22 protein-coding genes are annotated in these 20,633 nt (G+C 42.3%); 9 read left to right on the forward strand and 13 right to left on the reverse strand.

The window, feature by feature from the left end:
* Positions 1–295 precede the first annotated feature (295 nt).
* Positions 296–841 (forward strand): gamma carbonic anhydrase family protein, encoded by a 546-nt coding sequence (locus AAEY94_RS16785; protein ID WP_101087390.1) that lies wholly within the window; start codon positions 296–298, stop codon positions 839–841.
* A 271-nt stretch (positions 842–1,112) separates the two neighbouring features.
* The gene (locus tag AAEY94_RS16790) at positions 1,113–2,333 is read left to right on the forward strand and encodes a sensor domain-containing diguanylate cyclase (protein WP_350979301.1); all 1,221 of its coding nucleotides are present in this window, start codon (positions 1,113–1,115) and stop codon (positions 2,331–2,333) included.
* Here AAEY94_RS16790 and AAEY94_RS16795 read toward each other — a convergent pair.
* The 4 genes from AAEY94_RS16795 to AAEY94_RS16810 are packed head-to-tail and all read right to left on the reverse strand — an operon-like array spanning position 2,330 to position 6,130.
* Positions 2,330–2,587, reverse strand: coding sequence for a DUF1488 family protein (locus AAEY94_RS16795; RefSeq protein WP_101087388.1), 258 nt, complete (start codon positions 2,585–2,587; stop codon positions 2,330–2,332). The genes AAEY94_RS16790 and AAEY94_RS16795 overlap by 4 nt on opposite strands.
* Positions 2,587–3,420, reverse strand: a complete 834-nt coding sequence (gene aroE, locus AAEY94_RS16800) for a shikimate dehydrogenase (RefSeq protein WP_101087387.1) — start codon at positions 3,418–3,420, stop codon at positions 2,587–2,589. The genes AAEY94_RS16795 and aroE overlap by 1 nt, the downstream gene beginning before the upstream one ends.
* A gap of 56 nt (positions 3,421–3,476) precedes the next feature.
* Entirely contained in the window at positions 3,477–4,736 is a 1,260-nt protein-coding gene (locus AAEY94_RS16805) for an amidohydrolase family protein (protein WP_101087386.1), read from the reverse strand.
* 11 nt (positions 4,737–4,747) lie between these two features.
* The gene (locus AAEY94_RS16810) at positions 4,748–6,130 is read right to left on the reverse strand and encodes an amidohydrolase (protein WP_101087385.1); all 1,383 of its coding nucleotides are present in this window, start codon (positions 6,128–6,130) and stop codon (positions 4,748–4,750) included.
* A 171-nt stretch (positions 6,131–6,301) separates the two neighbouring features.
* Here AAEY94_RS16810 and AAEY94_RS16815 point away from each other — a divergent pair, with 171 nt between their 5' ends.
* On the forward strand, positions 6,302–6,736 hold the full coding sequence (locus AAEY94_RS16815; RefSeq protein WP_101087384.1) for a group II truncated hemoglobin: 435 nt from the start codon (positions 6,302–6,304) through the stop codon (positions 6,734–6,736).
* On the opposite strand, the gene hemF is transcribed toward AAEY94_RS16815, so the two are convergent.
* The 6 genes from hemF to AAEY94_RS16845 all read right to left on the reverse strand — a co-directional run bounded on the left by hemF (position 6,733) and on the right by AAEY94_RS16845 (position 11,567).
* Positions 6,733–7,665 (reverse strand): oxygen-dependent coproporphyrinogen oxidase, encoded by a 933-nt coding sequence (gene hemF, locus AAEY94_RS16820; protein WP_011635522.1) that lies wholly within the window; start codon positions 7,663–7,665, stop codon positions 6,733–6,735. The genes AAEY94_RS16815 and hemF overlap by 4 nt on opposite strands.
* Before the next feature lie 4 nt (positions 7,666–7,669).
* Entirely contained in the window at positions 7,670–8,236 is a 567-nt protein-coding gene (gene tsaC, locus AAEY94_RS16825) for an L-threonylcarbamoyladenylate synthase type 1 TsaC (RefSeq protein ID WP_059746088.1), read from the reverse strand.
* 25 nt (positions 8,237–8,261) lie between these two features.
* Positions 8,262–8,825, reverse strand: coding sequence for a DNA topoisomerase family protein (locus AAEY94_RS16830; protein ID WP_101087383.1), 564 nt, complete (start codon positions 8,823–8,825; stop codon positions 8,262–8,264).
* 59 nt (positions 8,826–8,884) lie between these two features.
* The gene (locus AAEY94_RS16835) at positions 8,885–9,358 is read right to left on the reverse strand and encodes a DUF494 family protein (protein ID WP_011635519.1); all 474 of its coding nucleotides are present in this window, start codon (positions 9,356–9,358) and stop codon (positions 8,885–8,887) included.
* A 2-nt stretch (positions 9,359–9,360) separates the two neighbouring features.
* Complete coding sequence (gene dprA / locus AAEY94_RS16840) at positions 9,361–10,389, reverse strand: DNA-processing protein DprA (RefSeq protein WP_502959408.1); 1,029 nt, start codon at positions 10,387–10,389, stop codon at positions 9,361–9,363.
* Positions 10,390–10,460: 71 nt separating this feature from the next.
* Entirely contained in the window at positions 10,461–11,567 is a 1,107-nt protein-coding gene (locus tag AAEY94_RS16845) for a LysM peptidoglycan-binding domain-containing protein (RefSeq protein ID WP_101087381.1), read from the reverse strand.
* 126 nt (positions 11,568–11,693) lie between these two features.
* Between AAEY94_RS16845 and def the strand changes: the two genes are divergently transcribed.
* From def to AAEY94_RS16870, 5 genes are read left to right on the forward strand one after another with little or no spacing between them, the layout of a single operon-like run.
* Positions 11,694–12,206, forward strand: a complete 513-nt coding sequence (gene def / locus AAEY94_RS16850) for a peptide deformylase (RefSeq protein ID WP_101087380.1) — start codon at positions 11,694–11,696, stop codon at positions 12,204–12,206.
* A gap of 8 nt (positions 12,207–12,214) precedes the next feature.
* Positions 12,215–13,171 (forward strand): methionyl-tRNA formyltransferase, encoded by a 957-nt coding sequence (gene fmt / locus AAEY94_RS16855; RefSeq protein ID WP_101087379.1) that lies wholly within the window; start codon positions 12,215–12,217, stop codon positions 13,169–13,171.
* A gap of 1 nt (position 13,172) precedes the next feature.
* A complete protein-coding gene (gene rsmB, locus AAEY94_RS16860) occupies positions 13,173–14,456 on the forward strand; it encodes a 16S rRNA (cytosine(967)-C(5))-methyltransferase RsmB (RefSeq protein ID WP_101087378.1) in 1,284 nt (427 codons plus the stop codon).
* A 16-nt stretch (positions 14,457–14,472) separates the two neighbouring features.
* Positions 14,473–15,882, forward strand: a complete 1,410-nt coding sequence (gene trkA / locus AAEY94_RS16865) for a Trk system potassium transporter TrkA (protein WP_101087377.1) — start codon at positions 14,473–14,475, stop codon at positions 15,880–15,882.
* Between the two features lie 6 nt (positions 15,883–15,888).
* Positions 15,889–17,331: a TrkH family potassium uptake protein gene (locus tag AAEY94_RS16870; protein WP_101087376.1), complete on the forward strand. Its 1,443-nt coding sequence runs from the start codon at positions 15,889–15,891 to the stop codon at positions 17,329–17,331.
* A gap of 68 nt (positions 17,332–17,399) precedes the next feature.
* Here AAEY94_RS16870 and hemG (AAEY94_RS16875) read toward each other — a convergent pair whose 3' ends face one another.
* Positions 17,400–17,945 (reverse strand): menaquinone-dependent protoporphyrinogen IX dehydrogenase, encoded by a 546-nt coding sequence (hemG, locus tag AAEY94_RS16875; RefSeq protein WP_101087375.1) that lies wholly within the window; start codon positions 17,943–17,945, stop codon positions 17,400–17,402.
* Between the two features lie 198 nt (positions 17,946–18,143).
* On the opposite strand from hemG (AAEY94_RS16875), the gene AAEY94_RS16880 reads away from it, so the two are divergent.
* Entirely contained in the window at positions 18,144–18,449 is a 306-nt protein-coding gene (locus AAEY94_RS16880; protein WP_011635510.1) for an ArsR/SmtB family transcription factor, read from the forward strand.
* 131 nt (positions 18,450–18,580) lie between these two features.
* Here the strand turns inward: AAEY94_RS16880 and hemG (AAEY94_RS16885) are convergent, their stop codons facing one another.
* Positions 18,581–19,111, reverse strand: coding sequence for a menaquinone-dependent protoporphyrinogen IX dehydrogenase (hemG, locus tag AAEY94_RS16885; protein WP_101087374.1), 531 nt, complete (start codon positions 19,109–19,111; stop codon positions 18,581–18,583).
* A complete protein-coding gene (locus tag AAEY94_RS16890) occupies positions 19,111–20,568 on the reverse strand; it encodes a TrkH family potassium uptake protein (protein ID WP_059746096.1) in 1,458 nt (485 codons plus the stop codon). The genes hemG (AAEY94_RS16885) and AAEY94_RS16890 overlap by 1 nt, the downstream gene beginning before the upstream one ends.
* Between the last annotated feature and the right edge of the window lie 65 nt (positions 20,569–20,633).

Consider the following 20,633-nt stretch of genomic DNA (forward strand, 5'->3'; position numbering starts at 1 on the left):
TAGGTCGTTGGCTTGGGGTGCGTATTCTACGCTTTCCCGGGTTGGCGTCAAGTGTTTTTTCAAACTTTCTTTTCGCCTTGAACTCAGTGTTTTGAAGCACTTAATTCAACCTGACTCAGTAACCGCTTGCGCTGTCTGCCGTGTCAGTGGATGCGCATTATAGGCACCACACGTTTTTGCGCAAGGCCTTTTTTAAGGTTATTTGTTATTTCCGGCTTGTTTGCGGATAATTTAGCCTGACCAGCTAGTTTTTAAGCATTATACTGTCACAAACCATGAATATATAAGGATTGTTATGCCGACTAATATAAGAACTTACCAAGGAATACACCCTGATTTAGCTGATAACGTCTATGTTGACGAGTCTGCAGTGCTGGTTGGTGACATTAAATTAGACCATGACGCGAGTGTTTGGCCATTAGTTGCTGCGCGCGGTGACGTAAATAAGATACGCATAGGTAAACGCAGTAATGTGCAGGACGGCAGCATATTACATGTAAGCCGTAAGTCTGCGGCAAATCCTGATGGGCATCCATTGATTATTGGTGATGATGTCACTATTGGTCACAAAGCAATGTTACATGGCTGCAAGATTGGTCATCGTGTACTTATCGGTATGGGTGCAATTTTACTTGATGGTGCAATAGTAGAAGATGATGTGATTGTGGGAGCGGGTTCATTAGTTCCTCCCAATAAGGTTTTGCAGAGTGGTTATTTATATGTTGGCAGTCCATGCAAGCAAGTGAGGCCCTTAACTGAAGCCGAACGTGCATTTTTGCCACAGTCTGCTGATAACTATGTTCGTTTAAAAAATGAATACTTAGTAGACCTACAACAATAAGCCTGTTCGTTTAATGTAATGGATCGATTTTTCTTGGTCCATTGCATGTCCCCACTAAAATACCTTACTCCACACATTTTTTTATACTATCTGTTGATAAACTAATGTGGTCTTATATGATAGTAACTCATTTAGTTATGCTGTACTGCGTGTTTGATTGTTGCAACTAAATTCTAAGAGTCACTATATTGAGCTTTATTGCTAGATAGAGTGACTACATACAGTTTTGAATGCTAACCAGTATCGCCGAATATTTAACAAGGATGGTTAAGTGAAAACCCAAAAACGCGTTTCCACCAAATATATCGGCTATCTTGATATTAAGCAGCACTTACTACTCTTGGTCATCCCTTTATTACTTATCAGTATTATTTCATTTACAGCATTTGATACAGGTAGTGCTTATCAATTCCTATCTCTTATTGGTTGTGGTTACACTACCTGTTATGCCATAACATATTTTGTCCATAGACAAAATATGTTACGCCTTTGGCAACATTTAGAGCAAGTTGTCCACATTAACGATACGACTTATGAATTAGTGAATTTATCCAGTCAATACGATTCTGAAAAAACCTTTTTAGACGCTCTATTGCAAAAAGCAGTAAGTGCTATCGATGATGCCGAAATGGGCAGTATCATTCTGGTTGATAAGAATACCACTAGATTACAATTTGAGTCGGTTGTGGGGTTGGATATAGATGCTCTTCGAAAAATAAACTTTACCTTAGAAGAAACCTTTCAGTTCCGACGGACGAATGGTCGTTGTGATAAGGCGGTTGTGATTAACAACATGAAGAACATCAATGCTAAAAGCACTCTCACAAATGAAGACCAACACGCACTATTACATGCTTCGATACAACCAATTTGTTCCACCTTGTCTAGCCCCATCCGTATTGACGGAGAGCTTTACGGAATGATGAATTTAGACAGTAGCAAGATGGAAGCCTTTGGTGATTACGATATAAATCTGGTGAATATTCTTACATCAGAAGCCGCGAACGCAATTTCACTGTACCAAAAGTCTAAAAAAATTGAGCTCCTGGCTGATTATGATGGATTAACAGGACTGTATAATCGCAAAAAATTTGATGCAACAATTCTACAATGGCAACACCACCCAGAGTTAGCAAGCTATATCATTATTTTGGATATGGATAACTTAAAGCCATTAAATGATCAGTACGGACATCAAGCCGGGGACGATGCATTAAAGGCTTTTGCGCAATCACTAAAATCAATGTGGCATCCACATTTTTTAGTCGCTCGATATGGCGGTGATGAATTTATTGCACTATGCCGTGGCCCCATCGATGTCTTAGAGCAGCAAATAACACAACTGCAGCATGACCTAACGCTGTTAAACCCCGCGATTCATTTTAGCTATGGACTTGCCCAGTATAATCAAGATTGGTCTAACGCGTTTAAACAGGCAGATAATAATATGTATAGCCAAAAGCGACTGAAGAAACAACTGTTGCAGCCTTAAGCTAGAATAATATCACCACTGTCACTAAAAGCTTCTTGTTCAATCAATGCTTCTGCTTGGTCTTCAAGGTCAAAACGACATTGCTCAAATAAACACACGGCATTACTTCCACTCACAATTTGCTTGTCGCAAAGCTCACTGATGGCCGAAAAACTGGCATAACAGTTGATATTAACCCCTTGCTGCTGAGCAACAAACTTCACTTGATTGGTTTCGAGGTAGACTTGATCGGTAAATATCACGCTTTGATTCATTAGTCAGCTGCCTTTTGTGCTAATGATTCACGCAGTTTTAGCATAACCGAACCTGTATCAGGAGTAACCCCACGCCACAAACTAAAGCTTTTTGCCGCTTGACCAACCAACATACCTAGCCCATCAGCGGTTTTACGAGCGTGTTGTTCTTGAGCCCATTGGTTAAAGACTGTGGTTTGTTGGCTGTAGGTCATGTCGTAACAATCTGTTGTTTCATCAACGATAACGCTAGGTAAGGAAATTAATTGTCCAGATAGACCAGCTGAAGTTGAGTTAATCACTAAATCAAATGGCGATATTAGCTCTTCAATGGGTTTAGCAAAAAAGTTACCATACTCATTGAATAAAGCTTGAAGTTGCTCTGCTTTTTCGTGGGTCCGATTACAGATAATCAACTGAGCCACATTGTGTTGTAATATCGGTAAAATGCAGCCTCTTGCCGCGCCACCAGCTCCCACCAATAACACTCGCTTACCTTTCAGCGAACCGAACAGCATTTCCAGGTCATTCACCAAACCAACACCATCGGTGTTGTCACCGCCAATTTTACCATCTGGCAAATTAAACAGGGTGTTTACTGAGCCTGCGAGTTTAGCCATCTCACTGAGTTCGTCACACATGGCAAATGCTTGCTCTTTAAAAGGTGCTGTAACGTTAGCGCCTTTACCACCATCAGCAAAGAATGCCGTTAACGAAGAGTCAAATTGATCGACCGGCGCGAGAATAGCTTCATAGCTTAAGTCTTGCTGAGTTTGCTTGGCAAACTCAGTATGTATAAATGGTGACTTACTTTGGGCTATTGGGTTACCAAATACAGCATACTTATCTGTCATTCGCTTTGTCTCTTCATTAACGATTTAGGGAAACGTCCCACGTAAATCGTGAGATGCTATCGGCTGTAGGCTTCAGGCATTGCCGTTTTTTGTAAATAGCGATCACGGAGCTTGTCTTGACGACTGTCTGTGCTTTGCTCTTCTCCTGCAATCCACATCTTTTGCACTTTACTACTGAACTCGAAAGGATCGCCGCTCCATAATACTAAATCGGCAGGCTTGCCGACCGCAATCCGCCCAGAGTCTAAATGAAAAATATCAGCCACATTTGCCGTCACAGAAGCCAGAGCATCATCATAATTCATCCCGTTAGCAACCGCATTACCAGCACTAAAGCGTAGTGCGTAAATACCATGACTATCACCAGGTAATGCAATGGCTACTTTGACACCCGCGTTTGCTAGTTTACCTGCATTTTCGAGTGAATTATGCAATGCATCAAAACTTTCTGGTAAGTTACGCATGCTATCAATAACCACAGGGATGTTTGCTTGCGCGAGCTTATCAGCCACTAATACAGCATCAGCAGCATTGACTAGGATAAGATCTATGCCTAAGTCTTGTTTAAGTTTAATTAAATGCAAAATATCGCTGGCACGGTCGACGTCGATAATTAATGGTTTTTCACCCGCGAGTACCGCGTGAATAATCTCATCTTCACGACTTGGCACTTCGCTATCATCTTCAGCTGTTTTTTTCGTTTTACTCTTTTTGGCTTGCGCTTTTTTAGCATCCTCAAGTTTATGGATCAATTGCTGCATTCCTGCTGCACGAGAGCCTTCTTCTTTGGCACCTAACGCAACCACTAATCCGGTGTTAGCGGCCAGTATACTGTCCCAATCACCACTTAAGTCTACGGTAAATGTTTGTCCTGCAAAAATGCCTTCGCCACCACCTGATGACACTACATTACGAGTTATCCCGCCTTTGCGAGCAAATGGCACTGTAGATGCCTTGGGGTTGTAAGCTAAACTAGGATCGAAAACAACATCGGCTTCTTTTTCGTAAGCATCACGTGAAGATGCTACCGCACCAATTTCCACTAAGCCTAAATCATTCATACTCGCGATAAAGCCTGGAGTTAATATTGCCCCTTTAGCATCTATCACGGTATCAGCAGTCGGTGATGCCGGATTAATGGCTACAATAGTGCCGTCTTCAATCACAACTGTGGCATCGGTTAATACGCCTTGTTCTGTGGCGGTATGCACTGTGGCATGGATAATTGCTACGCTTTCAGCTTGAACTACACCGCAACTTAACGCAAAGCTGATAGATAAACTCAAGGCAAGTACTGATTTATTAAATAATGTCATTGTCTTGCTCCTTATTGTTGACCTAACATAAAGTCACTTTGTGCCTGGTAGGCAGGGTCTTGGCGGTCATACACTTTAGCACCATCAATAAATACCTGTTCAGCTTGAGCGTATACGCTAAACGGATTGGTATTCCATACAACCACATCTGCATTTTTACCCTTTTCGAGTGAACCGGTCTTATCGCTAATACCCAATGATTTTGCGGCGTTAGCAGTAATCCAGCCAATCACGTGCTCAGCTTTTAAGTCAAAGCCGTTAGCATTCGCGTTGTTCATGATTTTTGCCGTTTCTTGATTAAGGCGCTGAATGGTTACGCCAGAGTCTGAATGCACGACAGCACAAGAGTTTTTAACGGCATCGACCATGGCAACATTTTCAAGCACCATGTCATAAGCTTCTAATTTAAAGCCCCACCAATCTGGCCACATAGCTGCACAGTTACCATTTTCAGCCAATAAATCGGCAATTTTGTATGCTTCAACAGCATGATGGAATGTACCTGCGTGATAACCGAACTCCTTACCTAGGTCGATCATCATTGCCATTTCTTCAGCTTTGTAACAATGGTTGTGAATTAAAATATCACCTTCAAGCACACCTTTAAGCGTGTCTTTCATTAAGTCGCGCTCTGGTGCTACAGGGTTCTTACCTGCGGCATAGTCAGCATCATATTTATCCCAAGCACGTTTGTATTCTGTTGCTTGAATAAACGCTGTACGGTAACCCGCCATATTACCCATACGAGTCATAGGTAATTCGTTACGGCTGCCATATAAAGATTTAGGATTTTCACCACAGGCCATTTTTAATCCATAAGGCGCGGCTGGGAACTTCATCGCTTGCATGGTCGTAGCGGGAACATTTTTGAGTGTCACCCCACGGCCACCAATCAGGTTGGCTGAACCAGGTAAAATTTGTAGCGTAGTGATGCCACCTTCTCGGGCACGATTAAACCCAGGGTCTTGTGGCCATACACTATGCTCTGCCCATACCTCAGCGGTTACTGGGTTGGTCATTTCATTACCGTCATTGTGTGACTCGGCATTGGGACTTGGATAAACCCCTAAGTGTGAATGCACATCAATAATACCAGGGGTAATCCACTTGCCTTTAGCGTCGATAACTACAGCATCTTCAGCGGAAAGCTGTTGACCAACTGCGCTAATTTTACCGTCTTTAATTAATACATCGGCATCATCAATACGTTCACCAGTGCCGGTTAACACAATGGCATTTTTTAACAGTGTGGTTGAATTAGGCAGTATTTGATAAGTACTTGGATACGGATTGGCATTGATTGTGATTTTAGGGTCTTGTTGTTCTGCTGGACTACAACCTGCAATTGCAGTTGATAGCGCCACAGCAACCAAAGAAGGCATTAATTTTGCCATTGGGATCTCCTGTCTTATTTTGCGACTAATCTAACCAAGTTAACTGCCGAAATACAGCCTAATCGTTAAATAATTGGTATCAAAACGTTAACAAAAAAATGATCCTGCCATGACATTGATTTAGATATAATAACCCCGACACTCTTAAACACTGACTTAAACACTGACAATATGAACTGGTTACGTAAATTATTCGCTAAGCCGCAAACCGCTGATGACAGAGATACAGCGAAGTCAAATGCCTACGACCTTATTGGTGGCGACAAGGTTATCCGCACAATTGCCCATGACTTTTATCAACAAATGCAAACACGTCCCGAAACCCAAGCGTTATTAGCGATGCATCGCTCGCCAATGCAAGAGTCTGAACAAAAACTGTATGAGTTCTTAAGTGGTTGGTTAGGTGGTCCGCAACTGTATCAACAAAAACATGGTCATCCGGCTTTACGTGCCAGACACATGCACTTCGCGATTGATGAATCAATGCGAGATCAATGGTTAATCTGTATGCGTGCAGCCATTCAAAACAACATAAAAAAGCCTGAACATCAGCAAGTGATTATTCAGGCTATTTCTGCGCTAGCAGATAATATGCGTAATCGTTAGACTGCAGCTAACCAGTCTTGTGGCTTTAGGTAGATGTCATACAGCTCTGCTTCTGCAGTCCCTTCTTCTGGGGTGAATGCATATTCCCAGCGAACCAATGGTGGCATCGACATTAAAATGGATTCCGTTCGGCCACCAGTTTGCAGGCCAAATAAAGTGCCACGATCATAGACCAAGTTAAACTCAACATAGCGACCACGGCGATAAAGCTGGAACTGGCGTTCGTCATCGCCATATTCTAACTCTTTGTTGCGTTCGACTATCGGCGCATAAGCTTCAATAAAACCGTTGCCTACCGCTTGCATAAACTCAAAGCTTCGCTCAAAACCAGGTTCGTTAAGATCATCAAAAAACAATCCACCGACACCACGGGTTTCATTACGATGCGGTAAGAAGAAGTACTCATCACACCATTTTTTATACTTTGGATAAACATCTTCACCAAATGGATCGCAAATATCTTTAGCCGTTTGATGCCAGCTAACGACATCTTCTTTAAATGGATAGTAAGGCGTTAAATCAAATCCACCACCAAACCACCATACTGGGTCGGCACCTTCTTTACGGGCGATAAAAAAACGCACGTTAGCATGAGTCGTTGGAATAAACGGATTATTAGGGTGAATAACCAATGACACCCCCATAGCTTCAAAACTTCGGCCAGCTAATTCTGGACGATGTGCCGTGGCCGATGCGGGCATAGCGGCGCCCATCACATGAGAAAAGTTAACGCCGGCTTGCTCAAATACTTGGCCTTGAGTTAATACTCGACTCGTACCACCGCCACCTTCTTCACGTTCCCACGAATCTGCTTTAAACGTCGCTTTACCATCGAGCAGCTCTAAACGCTGACAAATATTTTGCTGTAATCCCAACAAAAACGATTTTACTTGTTGTGCGTCTGGCACATGGGAAGAGGTGTTTGACATAGTATTAGCTTCCATTACGAAGAATTTGACCACTGCGAGCATCGATAATGGTTGATGGCTGACGTTGTTCGCCCAGCTTACCTAAAATCAATGCATCAATTTTATCGCTAAAATCAGTGATGATATGTTGTGCATCGACTACCGGTTGCTCACCGGCTAAATTGGCACTTGTCGATACTAAGGGTTTATTGAGGGTGTCGCATAACTCTCGAACTACTGGGTGAGCAGATACCCGTACGGCAATTGAATCAAACTCGCCGCATAATAATTTTGATACGTGTGACTGAATAGGCATAACAAATGTAAATGGCCCAGGCCACTTTGATTGAGCAAACTGCAGTTGTTGCTCAGTTAACTGAGTGATATCAAGATAAGGTAATAGTTGCTCAAATGAACTGGCCACCAAAATTAAGCCTTTTTGCCAAGGACGCTGTTTTACTGCCAACAGTTTCTCGATAGCACTGTCATTATCAGGATCGCATCCTAAACCAAATACAGCTTCTGTTGGGTAAGCTATCACGCCACCTTGTTGTATGGTGGTGGCGACAGCCGATGGCTGCAGTTGTAACATTGGATTTCCTTTCATGGTATAGAAACTATAAAGCACGCTTATATTTACAGGATTTTTGCGGACACTCGACTCGGCTACCAGCCGCACCTTTACGTTCGACTAAAATTCCGAAGCCACAGTCTGGGCACGCTTCATTATGGGGAGGATAGTTTACGATAAACTTACATTTTGGGTAGGCACTGCATGCAAAAAAAGTTTTACCATACCGGCTAGTACGAGATTCTAGATGGCCTTTTTTGCACAATGGGCAAGTTATCTGCTCAGCTTCATTGGTGTGGTCATGCTTTTCAATATGGGTACATTCAGGATAATGCGTACAACCGATAAAAATACCAAATCGACCAGACTTAACAGCCAACTCATTACCACATTTAGGGCACTCAGAACCGCTAATAATTTGGGTTTCGATCGACTCGTGTTGCACTAGCGGACGGGTATAGTCGCAGGTTGGATAGTTATTACAGCCAACAAAACTGCCATGTTTACTGTGTTTAACCGACAACTCAGCGCCACAAACAGGACAAAGTTCAAACTCTTTCTCCAATGCATGTTCGTGGACAGTAAATAGCTGCTGATCAATTTTCGACATGGGTTTCTCTATGAGTAATATTCTATAGACCTAAAAAAGGAGGCTAAGCCTCCTTTCTGTTATGAGTGTAAGCGCCCTTCTGGCTGCTCGAAGATTAAATCTTCCATTTGCTCATAGGCTGACTCATTTCCTGGCACATTAAATAGTACCATTAATACCACCCATTTGAGATCTTCTAACTCTAATGTTGGTTCATCTAACTCCATAACACGGTCAATAACCATTTCACGAGTTTCGACACTGAGCACTTGAATCTGTTCTAAAAACAGTAAAAAACCACGACACTCAACATCTAATTTGGCCATTTCCGCTTTAGTATAAATACGGAATGAATGTTGTGCATGATTACACAAGTACGGTTTATCACTCTCTTGTAGATCAGCTAAGTGCTCTAACCAAGAAAGTGCTTTGATAATATCAACTTGATGAAAACCCGCACGGGTTAACTCTTTAGTGAGTTCATCTTCATCAACTAATAACTCAATCTCACTATGAACATAATTTTCAAATAAATACATGAGGATATCGAACATGGCTAACTCCTCTTTAGTCTGACGTAACCACCGGGCACAGCTGCAACCCACCCTTGTAACTCAAGTTCAAGCATTTGTATTAACACCAGATCTATCGGTTTCCCACTATCCTCAACCACCGAGTCTATCGCGGTTGTTTCATATCCTACACTAGCTAACAGCGGAGGAAATGGCAAATCACTAATATCATTATCCTGTATATGGTGCCGTAGATGCAATTGTTCAAGGTGATAATCTGATAAACAGCCTAATTCTTCTATTATATCGGCAGCAGACTCGACAAGTTTTGCACCATTTTTAATTAAATCATGACAACCTTGGCTATATCCTCCTAATACCGATCCAGGTACAGCAAACACTTCACGATTTTGCTCCATTGCCAACCGAGCACTGATTAATGAACCACTTTTACGGCTTGCCTCAACCACCACAGTACCTAAGCTTAAACCACTGACAATACGGTTACGCCGAGGAAAGTTACCAGCAAAAGGCCCTATACTTGGCCAGTATTCACTGATGACGCAACCAGTATTGATAATGTCATGATACAAGTGTTGATGACGCTTAGGATAAATACACTCTACCCCACAACCCAACACGGCCATGGTCGTTCCATTAACCGCCAAAGTCGCTTTATGGGCTGCACCATCAATACCCGTCGCCATGCCGCTAGTGATCGAAAAACCTTGATTAGCTAAATGACCAGCGAGATCTGCTGCCATATCTAAGCCGCCTCGAGAGGCATTACGGCTACCAACAATCGCAATACTCGGTAATAAAAGGGATTCTATCGAGCCTTTAATAAATAATACCTGCGGTGGATCTGATATTTGCGCAAGTAATGGGGGGTAAAGTGGATCAGAGAGGGTCACAATGTAGTGATTAGGCTGCGAATCGAGCCAGGTTAGAGCTTGCTCTACTTTATTAAAGTCGATATGGCATTTAGCCAACAGGCTTGCCGATAAAGGTAAGGCCTGTGGCTCAAACTCTAGACGTTGACGAATCTCTTCAACGTCCATTTGAGTTAACAATTGTTGAATCCGAGCAGGTCCTAGCCCAGATACTGCACAAACAACTAGCCAGTCGACCAGTTTATCTGAAATTATTCACCTTTAATCGTCAATGGATTTGGTTTGGTCAATTTATCACCCACTCGAACAGGATGGTCATTAAACATAATCAACCCTAAACTGGTTTTATCAAACACTTTAAAAACCATCAAATTACCATGGAAAATATCGGGCATTTTATACACGGTATCTTCTGAAAAATTCGCCAACACTTTATCGTAAGATGAACGGTCAAGAGGGCGAACAGGATTACCATCATTATCGATAATAATGTTTTCGCCATCACGGTACATTGAAAAAACATGTCCAGTCTCAACGCCATCATTGGCACCACGATCTATATAGACAACGTCTAATTTACCTGCTTCGCGAATATTACCTGTTGTACCAATAATAGAAGTAGCAACGCTTAAATCTGCCGCTTTAGGAATAAAATAAGCCGACATTAACGCTTCATCTTCTACAGGTGCAACATGAAATCCACCTTTGGTTTCACGTAAACTACTCAGTAATTCAACTTTCGAGACATCGCCAGACTCAATAACACGTCCACTAGAGGCTAAAATAAGTTCTTGGCCTAATAATTCACCGCTATCTGGAGCAAAAAACTCACGTCCAGTTTGATAAATTGCCACTTTAAGACCTTGCTCAAGCTTTGAGTTCACATAGACTACGTCATTGACCACATGATGAATTGATGAGCTTTCACCACTCATAACTATCGGTAATCCCGCCAACCAAGTTGGATCAACAACTCTGTTCTGCACTAGATAGGGCTTAATCAACGCAAGGTCAACAGGTGGGATAGGACCATCTTTCGATATCATCCGCCCTTCTGGACTCTTTTTAATGTGCTGCTTAACAACCAAACGGGGCTGACCATCAATAAAGACTAATGTCAGTCGATCCCCTGGATAAATTAAATGTGGGTTAGCAATTTGTGGGTTTTCCCCCCACAATTTAGGCCAACGCCATGGGTCATTTAAAAAATAACCAGAAATATCCCATAGAGTATCGCCTTTTTTAACGATATACGTATCTGGATGTCCAGCTTTCAAGGTTAATGTGTCAGCATTGACCCAATAAGAATTTAGACATAAAAAAACAAGTAAAAGTAAGCGTTTCATGGTGCAGTCCATGTTGTTTAGCTCTTTATTAGAGCTTTTTGCTGTTATTGATAGGCTGTAAGGATTAAAATTACCCTAATCGCAAAGGCCAGTATAGCTAACTGGCTGAAATTTGACAGACTTGCTAAGAGTTTATATATGCCATTACTTAATGTTTTACGCTTTCCAGATGAACGTTTACGCACTATCGCTCAACCTGTAACGGATTTCGGTCCACAATTACAGACACAAATAGATAACATGCTCGAAACCATGTACCTAGAGAAAGGTATCGGTTTAGCTGCTACTCAAGTGGATTTTCATCAACAATTGATTGTGATGGATCTACAAGATGAGGTTGAACGGCCAACTATTTTTATTAATCCTCAAATAGTGGCTAGCAGTGGTGACTTGGCTAATGAAGAAGGTTGCCTATCGGTACCCGGTATTTACGCCAAAGTTGACCGTGCAGAATTTGTCACCTTAAAAGCGCTAGATCGTCACGGTAAAGAGTTTACTGTTGAAGCTGATGAGTTGTTTGCTATTTGTATTCAACACGAAATGGATCACCTTAAAGGTAAGCTATTTGTCGATTATTTATCGCCTCTAAAACGTCAACGCATTAAAACTAAGCTTGAAAAAGAAGCTCGTTTAGATGCTAGAGAAGCATAGGAAAAAATTTGAAACCGTTAAAAATTATCTTTGCCGGTACTCCGGATTTCGCAGCTCGACACTTACAAGCACTCATCGACTCTGAACACGATGTTATTGCGACTTATACTCAACCCGATAGGCCTGCTGGTCGAGGTAAGAAACTCACCGCAAGCCCAGTAAAAGCGTTGGCTTTAGAGCATGCTATTCCGGTATTTCAGCCTGCATCATTACGTAATGAAGAGGCACAAGCGGCATTAGCAGCTCTTAATGCAGATATTATGATTGTTGTGGCTTACGGGTTGATTTTGCCAAAGGTAGTGCTTGATACCCCACGTTTAGGTTGTATCAATGTGCACGGTTCAATTTTACCTCGCTGGCGCGGAGCCGCTCCAATACAGCGGGCTTTATGGGCAGGTGATACCGAAACCGGTGTCACCATTATGCAGATGGATATTGGCCTAGATACTGGCGACATGCTGCTCAAAACGCACTTACCGATAGAGGCTACGGATACCTCGGCTAGCCTTTATGAAAAGCTAGCCGAACAAGGGCCAAAAGCCCTAGTACAAGCGCTGATTGGTTTAAGTGATGGAAGCCTCAAAGCACAAAAGCAAGATGAAACTCTGGCTAACTACGCTGAAAAACTGTCCAAAGAAGAGGCTCGTCTTGATTGGAATAAAAGCGCGAAACAGCTTTGGCAAGACATTCGCGCATTCAATCCATGGCCAGTAAGTTATTTTGAACACCAACAAAGCGTGATTAAAGTGTGGCAAGCCGATTACAGCGCAGAACTCTGCTCACAAGCGCCAGGGACCATTATTGCCGCGACCAAGCAAGGTATTGAAATTGCCACCGCCGACGGCAAGTTAATGATTAAAACCATGCAACTGCCCAACAAAAAGCCGCTTGATGTGGCCGATATTCTCAATGCTCGTGGTGATTGGTTTACCGCAGGTGTGTGTTTAAACCAAGAGGCTAACTAGCATGAATGTTCGCGCACTGGCAGCTAAAGCGATTTATGAAGTCCTTGAAAAAGGCATTTCGTTATCGGTGGCTCTACCCGATCAACAGCAACACTTACAAAATGGCAAAGACAAAGCCCTATTAGCTGAATTATGTTACGGCGTTATGCGTCAATTACCACAACTAGACAAGTGCGTGAGTGACTGCTTAGCGAAACCGTTTAAAGGTAAACAGCGTATATTGCATCAATTGCTGATCGTAGGTTGTTACCAACTCTACTTTACTCGTATTCCAGCGCATGCGGCGATTTCAGAAACGGCAGAAGCTTGCAGACAATTACGTTTTGATGGTTTGGTGAAAGTGGTCAATGGCGTATTGCGTAATATTCAGCGCCAAGACAGTGCATTAAATACTGACTCAGACACGCTACGTTTTAATACTCCAGCTTGGTTTATTAAGCGTTTACAACAAGCGTATCCAGATAACTGGCAAGACATTATTGAGCAGAGCCACCAGCGTCCGCCAATGTGGCTACGCAATAATCAGCAATCACAGACATGTGATGCTTATTTAGCGGCACTAGCTCAACACGATATTCCAGCCCAAGCCGGTTCAAGTCAAGATGCTATATTGCTCGAAAGCGCAAAAGATGTCGCAGCATTACCCAACTTTATGGAAGGAGCTGCATCGGTGCAAGATGGCGCGGCGCAATGGGCTGCTACCTTACTTGCTCCTGCAGCAGATGAACTCGTTTTAGACGCTTGCGCCGCTCCTGGCGGAAAAAGTTGCCATTTACTAGAGCTTGCTCCCACTATCAACTTAGTCGCTGTCGACTTTGATCAAAAACGCCTTGCTCGAGTACAACAAAATCTGGACAGGTTACATTTAAAAGCGCAACTTATTCACGGCGATGCGGCAGATATTCCATCATGGTGGCAAGGACAACAATTTGATCGAATCTTGCTTGATGCGCCTTGTTCTGCAACTGGGGTCATTCGCCGTCATCCAGACATAAAATGGTTACGCAAAAATAGCGATATTGAAGAGTTAGCCAACTTACAAAAACAAATATTGGATCATTGTTGGCAATGGCTTAAACCGGGTGGCACCTTATTATATGCAACCTGCTCTATTTTACCGCAGGAAAACAGCCAACAAGTTGAACAGTTTCTAGCACGGACACCCGATGCGAGTTTAGTACCGATAGAGCAACAAGCTCATATCAGTGATATCGGTTGGCAAATTTTGCCTGGGCAAGACAACATGGACGGCTTCTATTACGCGCGCCTAGTTAAAGCAATTTAAGGATGTACCTCAAGCCATGAAAATTATTATTTTAGGGGCTGGGCAAGTAGGCGGCACGTTAGCTGAAAACTTAGTCGGTGAAAATAACGACATCACACTCGTCGACAGTGATCGCGCTCGGCTAAGGCTATTGCAAGACAAGTTTGACTTACGTGTTGTTGTCGGTCATGGCGCTCATCCGAGTGTATTAAAAGAAGCGGGTGCAGAAGATGCTGACATGCTCATTGCGGTAACCAATAGCGATGAATGTAACATGGCAGCTTGTCAAATTGCTTACAGCTTATTTGGTACACCAACAAAAATTGCTCGTATTCGCTCAGAAGCTTATTTGGAGCTGCAAGATAAACTGTTTATCAGTAGTGAAATTAAAAGCGGTGACGCTAAGCCTCGCGGCGGTTTTATTATTGATGAGCTGATTGCACCAGAGCAGTTAGTGACCGCTTACATACAAAGATTAGTAGAATACCCAGGCGCACTGCAAGTACTTGAATTTGCTAAAGGTAAACTAAGCCTCGTTGCGGTTAAAGCTTATTATGGCGGCCCATTAGTGGGTAACGCATTAGCCACATTACGTGAGCACATGCCCAATATTGATACCCGCGTTGCCGCTATTTTTAGGCAAGGCCGGCCTATCATGCCGCGCGGCACGACCATTATTGAAGCCGATGATGAGGTGTTTTTCGTCGCCGATAGTCGTCATATTCGTGCAGTAATGAGTGAGATGCAAAAACTGGATAATTCGTACCGCAATATCATGATTGCGGGTGGCGGTAATATTGGTTTTGGTCTTGCGCAAAAGTTGCAACGTACTCATTCGGTTAAGTTGATTGAACACCGTCAAGAACGCGCGGAATTACTTTCAGAAAAACTGGAAAAAACCACTGTTTTTTGTGGCGATGCTTCAGACCAAGAATTATTGTTGGAAGAAAACATCGATCAAACCGATGTGTTTATCGCTGTCACCAATGATGACGAAGCCAATATTATGTCTGCCCTACTTGCCAAACGCATGGGGGCGAAAAAGGTCATGGTACTTATTCAGCGTGAAGCCTATGTTGATATTGTACAAGAAGCTAACATTGATATTGCCATATCTCCGCAGCAAGCCACTATTTCGGCGTTACTGACTCATATTCGCCAAGGTGATATATGTAATGTTTACTCATTACGCCGTGGTGCAGCAGAAGCTATTGAAGCGATTGCCCATGGCGACTCAAGCACGTCAAAAGTTGTCGGTAAACAGATTGGCAACATTAAACTCCCGCCAGGCACGACTATTGGCGCCATTGTACGTAATGATGAAGTGTTAATGGGCCACGATAAAACGGTAATCGAACAGGGTGACCATGTTATTTTATTCTTAGTGAATAAGAAGTTCATCGGTGACGTAGAGAAATTGTTTCAACCAAGTGCTTTTTTCTTTTAATTTTCTATGTTTAACGTCAAACAAATCATTTTTATCCTCGGTATTTTTCTCTCAATACTGACAGGATTTATGTTAGTTCCAATGGCTTTTGCGCTATTTTATGGCGAAGAAACCATTGGTGACTTTATGATGTCCGGTTTATTTACCGGCTTTATTGCTATTTTGTGCATTCAAAATGGTCGCAACCATCATTTTAGTCTTAATATTCGCGATATGTTTATGCTGACCAGTATCACTTGGTTTGTCGTGAGCTTATTCGCCGCGCTGCCCTTCACTCTTTATCACGGTATTAATTATACCGACGCTTTTTTTGAAACCATGTCAGGCATAACCACCACCGGTTCAACGGTATTATCCGGATTAGACAATATGGACCATAGCATTTTAGTCTGGCGTTCATTATTGCAATGGCTTGGCGGCATTGGTTTCATTGTGATGGCAGTAGCAATCCTGCCATTTTTGAACGTGGGGGGAATGCGCTTATTTAGAACTGAATCATCAGACTGGAGCGACAAAACGATTCCTCGCACTCAGCACATGGCCAAACATTTATTCCTGATTTATGTAGTCTTAACACTACTGTGCACATTGTCCTATCACCTTGCGGGCATGCATTGGTTTGAAGCTATCAACCATGCCATGACCACATTATCAACGGGTGGATATTCCACTTCAGACAGTTCAATGGCGGCCTTTTCACACGAGGCACATTGGGTTGGTATTGTGTTTATGTTAGCGGGTGGATTACCGTTACTGATGTTTGTGCAAACCATACAACAACGCAGCTTACGCTTATGGAATGATCAACAAGTGATAGGCTTTTTACGCTTTGTGTTACTGGTGTCATTCTCATTAGCCTTTTGGCTGTGGCAACATCAGCAAATAGACTTTTTAGATGCATTAAGACTTGCTAGCTTCAATGTTATTTCTGTCATCACCACAACCGGTTACGGTCTAACAGATTATCAATCTTGGGGCTCTGTCGCCAGTGTCGTATTTCTGTTTTTAATGTTTATTGGTAGCTGTTCTGGGTCAACGTCTGGTGGTATAAAAATATTTCGTTTTCAAATCGCATTCTCAATTATGCGTCAGCAGATTAAACAGCAATTCCATCCCAATGGCGTGTTTAAAGACAAATACAATGGCCACCGCATTCAAGATGACATTGTCCGTTCAATAATGGCTTTTTTTATGCTGATGATAGTGGTGATATTATTACTGTCGCTCACACTTGTACTAACCGGATTAGATCCAATGACCAGCTTTACCGGAGCAATAACCGCAGTGGCAAACGTAGGGCCAGGCCTTGGTCCTATTATTGGTCCTGCAGGAAACTTTTCCTCACTTCCCGACGTCGCTAAGTGGGCTTTGGCAATAGGAATGTTATTAGGGCGTTTAGAAATACTGACAGTCGCAGTGTTGTTTCACCCTAAATTTTGGCGTTTTTAATACAGGCTGAGTCGATGGTTAACATAGCGCTGATTAACCTTAGCTTAACCATCTGTTGGGTATAATCACTACGCAGGCACGACAGTCGCTAGTTTGGCAATATGATCAGCATAAACCTTCACATCATTCCAATCGGTATAATCAATAATGGCTGTTGGGTCGGTGGGGCCATCGGTCATTTTCATGATAAGGCGGATCATCAAGCTGTCATACCAAGGCCAAGAAGGGTAATCGACTTTACCGGCAATAATTTTCACATCTTGCGGTTGCCACTCAGATAAAGTTAAAAACTTCTGTAGATATTTATTGTTTTCAGGAATGCGTTTTTCAGGATTGCGAGCCACAACGTTGACGCAAAAAAAACTGTTTGGCAGTTGCGATAAATGCTGCTGATTTTCACGCACAAACTCAAACACCGATTTATGATACGAGCCATATAATACACAAGCCCCTAACGCAACAGCTTGGTATTTAGACCATTCAATTGGCGCTTTATCTTGAAGATTAACCACATCACAATGATCGCCTTTAGATTGAATTTGTTCTGCTATTGCACGGCTAATATGTGCAGTATGGCCACCTCGGGAATAATATAACACTAAAATATTGGCCATTTTGCGATTCTCATTGTTGGATTATTTGCCTCAGTTTGGCAAAAAAAGCCTTTTTAAACCTCTGCAATGATCACAAATTAGAAATAGCTCATATATTTAATAGTTAAAATTGAGATCTCCATGATGCGGAAGTATGATAATGAACAAAACACAGCAAAATCCAACCAGATCGTAATTTAAGGTTATATAAGGACACTCATGAAGCAAGATATCGATGTCGCAACCATGCTTAATAATGCAGAAACGGCAGCACAATGGCTAAAAGCCATTGCGAATCCTTACCGCTTAATGATTTTATGTTTATTGTTAGAACAAGAACTAAGTGTCACAGAGCTAAATGAGACTGTGCCTTTGAGCCAATCAGCTTTGTCACAGCATTTAGCGGTACTGCGCACCCAAGATTTGGTCAACACTCGTAAGAGCTCACAAGTGGTTTACTACACGCTTAAAAATGAGCAAGTCACCGAAGTGATCTCAATACTACATCGACGCTATTGTGCCTAAACAGCTATTATGGCTAAGCAACAACTATGACTAAACAACATCGGATTTAAACATCATAGACGCTTAAGTCACACTGAGAATAAATGGCGTTTCCAATAAGGTATATTAGGCACGCTATTGGGTTTATGAGGCTATTTTTGCGCTGCTATTTGTTTAGCATAGTCATCTACTTTACCCCAATCAGTAAACTCAAACGTTCCCTGAGTATCTGTCGGTCCCTTAGTCATCCACATGATAAATCGGATCATGAACTTATCGAAAAATCGGTAACGAGGGTAATCAATCTTACCGGCAAAAACGCCTAATAACTGAGGTTTCCAGGCAGATAAATTTGAAAATTTCTGCATATATGGGTTGGTTTCAGGGGTGTTTTTTTCAGGCTTTCTTGCCACTACGTTTACGCTAAAAAAACTATTGAGTTTGGTGTCGAGCAGTGCTTGGTGTTGCTCAACAAACTTGAATAATTCTGGTCGATGTTTGCCATATCGAATACTGGCACCAATAACGACTTTATCAACACTCGCTAAATCTTCAGCCTGAGCTTCAGCAAGATTAACCACACTAACTTGCTCACCCTGTTCAAGTAATATTTGCTTAATTTTCTGACAAATTGCCAGTGTTTGCCCATCGACCGTTGAATATAAAATCACAGTATTTAACATTAATTCTTCCAAAATGTGGGGGTAAATAGCACCAATAAGGTGAACACTTCTAACCGACCAAATAGCATTGCCATCACGAGTACCCACTTAGCACCGTCTGAAATACTGGCATAATTTGATGCCACATCGCCCAAACCTGGGCCTAAGTTATTTAAACTGGCTGCCGTTGCACTAAATGCGGTAATAGCGTCCATGTCCATTGCCATTAAAATCACCATACACACCACAAACACTAAAGCATAAGCAGAGAAGAATCCCCATACCGCATCAATAATTCTGTCGGGTAATGCCGTAGAGCCAATTCTAATGGAATACATAGCTTTAGGATGAACAAGTCGTTTCAGTTCACGCGACCCTTGTAGTACTAATAGTATTAAACGAATCACCTTCATGCCGCCGCCTGTCGAGCCTGCACAACCACCAATAAAGCTTGAGAATATTAATAGAATAGGTAAAAACAGCGGCCAAGAATGGAAGCTTTCTGTACCGAAACCTGCCGTTGTTGAAATCGAGACCACTTGAAAGAAGGCGTAATCGAGTGTTTTCTCTGGAGAGTCGTATATTCCAGATTGATACAAGGTAGCGAAACAAATTGCGGTCAATACTACCTGTACAGCGATAAGCACCTTAAATTCTGCGTCTTTTAAATATACTTTGACGTTAATGCCACGACGAGTAAATGCGGCAAAGTGTAAGCTAAAATTGACTGCCGCAATCAACAAGAAAAATGCACAAATCACATTAATCAGCGGGCTTTGAAAGTAACCAATACTGGCATCATGAGTCGAAAAACCACCAATAGCAATAGTCGAAAACGAATGGCAAATAGCATCAAATGCATCCATACCGGCAAAGTAAAATGCCAATGCACAAGCAGTAGTAAGTAAAAAGTAAATGTACCATAAGGCTTTGGCCGTTTCGGCTATACGAGGAGTCACTTTAGTGTCTTTAACCGGACCAGGCACTTCAGCTTTGTATAGCTGCATACCACCAATACCGAGTAGAGGTAAAATGGCCACTGCGAGTACGATGATACCCATACCGCCCATCCACTGCAGTAAATGGCGATAAAACAATATGGACTTAGGCAAGTCATCTAGCCCGACTATCACGGTCGCACCTGTAGTCGTTAAGGCCGAAAACGATTCAAAAAAACTATCGGTCCAACTTAAATCAGGGTTATTAGAAAAAATAAATGGCAGTGCACCTATCGATCCAAGCACCGTCCAGAACAACACCACAATCAAAAAGCCTTCACGCGTTCGTAGATCACCTTTTTGATGACGGTTGGGATACCATAATAAAAAGCCTAGAAAAATACTGACAAAAAAGGCCTGAATAAATGCAGTACCACCACCATCTTTATACAAGATAGCCACCAATGCTGACGGCAGCATGGTGATTGAAAATAATCCCATCAGCAAACCGGTGATTCTAATAATTGTTTTATATTGCATTAAGGGTTCTGTTTAAGTTGTGCTGCGTCGAATTTAACAATTGAGTGACATTTTGGCATAAGTTC

This window comes from Shewanella sp. AC34-MNA-CIBAN-0136 (assembly GCF_040309945.1).
Classification (GTDB): domain Bacteria; phylum Pseudomonadota; class Gammaproteobacteria; order Enterobacterales; family Shewanellaceae; genus Shewanella.

Excerpts from the sequence above, each read along its gene's own strand:
- AAEY94_RS16795 (WP_101087388.1), bottom strand. The coding sequence starts at position 2,587 with ATGAATCAAAGCGTGATATTTACCGATCAAGTCTACCTCGAAACCAAT.
- hemG (WP_101087375.1), bottom strand. The coding sequence starts at position 17,945 with ATGGCCAATATTTTAGTGTTATATTATTCCCGAGGTGGCCATACTGCA.
- AAEY94_RS16835 (WP_011635519.1), bottom strand. The coding sequence starts at position 9,358 with ATGTTCGATATCCTCATGTATTTATTTGAAAATTATGTTCATAGTGAG.
- AAEY94_RS16880 (WP_011635510.1), top strand. The coding sequence starts at position 18,144 with ATGAAGCAAGATATCGATGTCGCAACCATGCTTAATAATGCAGAAACG.
- AAEY94_RS16870 (WP_101087376.1), top strand. The coding sequence starts at position 15,889 with ATGTTTAACGTCAAACAAATCATTTTTATCCTCGGTATTTTTCTCTCA.
- hemF (WP_011635522.1), bottom strand. The coding sequence starts at position 7,665 with ATGTCAAACACCTCTTCCCATGTGCCAGACGCACAACAAGTAAAATCG.
- hemG (WP_101087374.1), bottom strand. The coding sequence starts at position 19,111 with ATGTTAAATACTGTGATTTTATATTCAACGGTCGATGGGCAAACACTG.
- aroE (WP_101087387.1), bottom strand. The coding sequence starts at position 3,420 with ATGACAGATAAGTATGCTGTATTTGGTAACCCAATAGCCCAAAGTAAG.
- def (WP_101087380.1), top strand. The coding sequence starts at position 11,694 with ATGCCATTACTTAATGTTTTACGCTTTCCAGATGAACGTTTACGCACT.
- AAEY94_RS16805 (WP_101087386.1), bottom strand. The coding sequence starts at position 4,736 with ATGACATTATTTAATAAATCAGTACTTGCCTTGAGTTTATCTATCAGC.
- AAEY94_RS16845 (WP_101087381.1), bottom strand. The coding sequence starts at position 11,567 with ATGGACTGCACCATGAAACGCTTACTTTTACTTGTTTTTTTATGTCTA.
- AAEY94_RS16810 (WP_101087385.1), bottom strand. The coding sequence starts at position 6,130 with ATGGCAAAATTAATGCCTTCTTTGGTTGCTGTGGCGCTATCAACTGCA.
- AAEY94_RS16815 (WP_101087384.1), top strand. The coding sequence starts at position 6,302 with ATGAACTGGTTACGTAAATTATTCGCTAAGCCGCAAACCGCTGATGAC.
- rsmB (WP_101087378.1), top strand. The coding sequence starts at position 13,173 with ATGAATGTTCGCGCACTGGCAGCTAAAGCGATTTATGAAGTCCTTGAA.
- AAEY94_RS16785 (WP_101087390.1), top strand. The coding sequence starts at position 296 with ATGCCGACTAATATAAGAACTTACCAAGGAATACACCCTGATTTAGCT.
- trkA (WP_101087377.1), top strand. The coding sequence starts at position 14,473 with ATGAAAATTATTATTTTAGGGGCTGGGCAAGTAGGCGGCACGTTAGCT.
- tsaC (WP_059746088.1), bottom strand. The coding sequence starts at position 8,236 with ATGTTACAACTGCAGCCATCGGCTGTCGCCACCACCATACAACAAGGT.
- AAEY94_RS16890 (WP_059746096.1), bottom strand. The coding sequence starts at position 20,568 with ATGCAATATAAAACAATTATTAGAATCACCGGTTTGCTGATGGGATTA.
- AAEY94_RS16830 (WP_101087383.1), bottom strand. The coding sequence starts at position 8,825 with ATGTCGAAAATTGATCAGCAGCTATTTACTGTCCACGAACATGCATTG.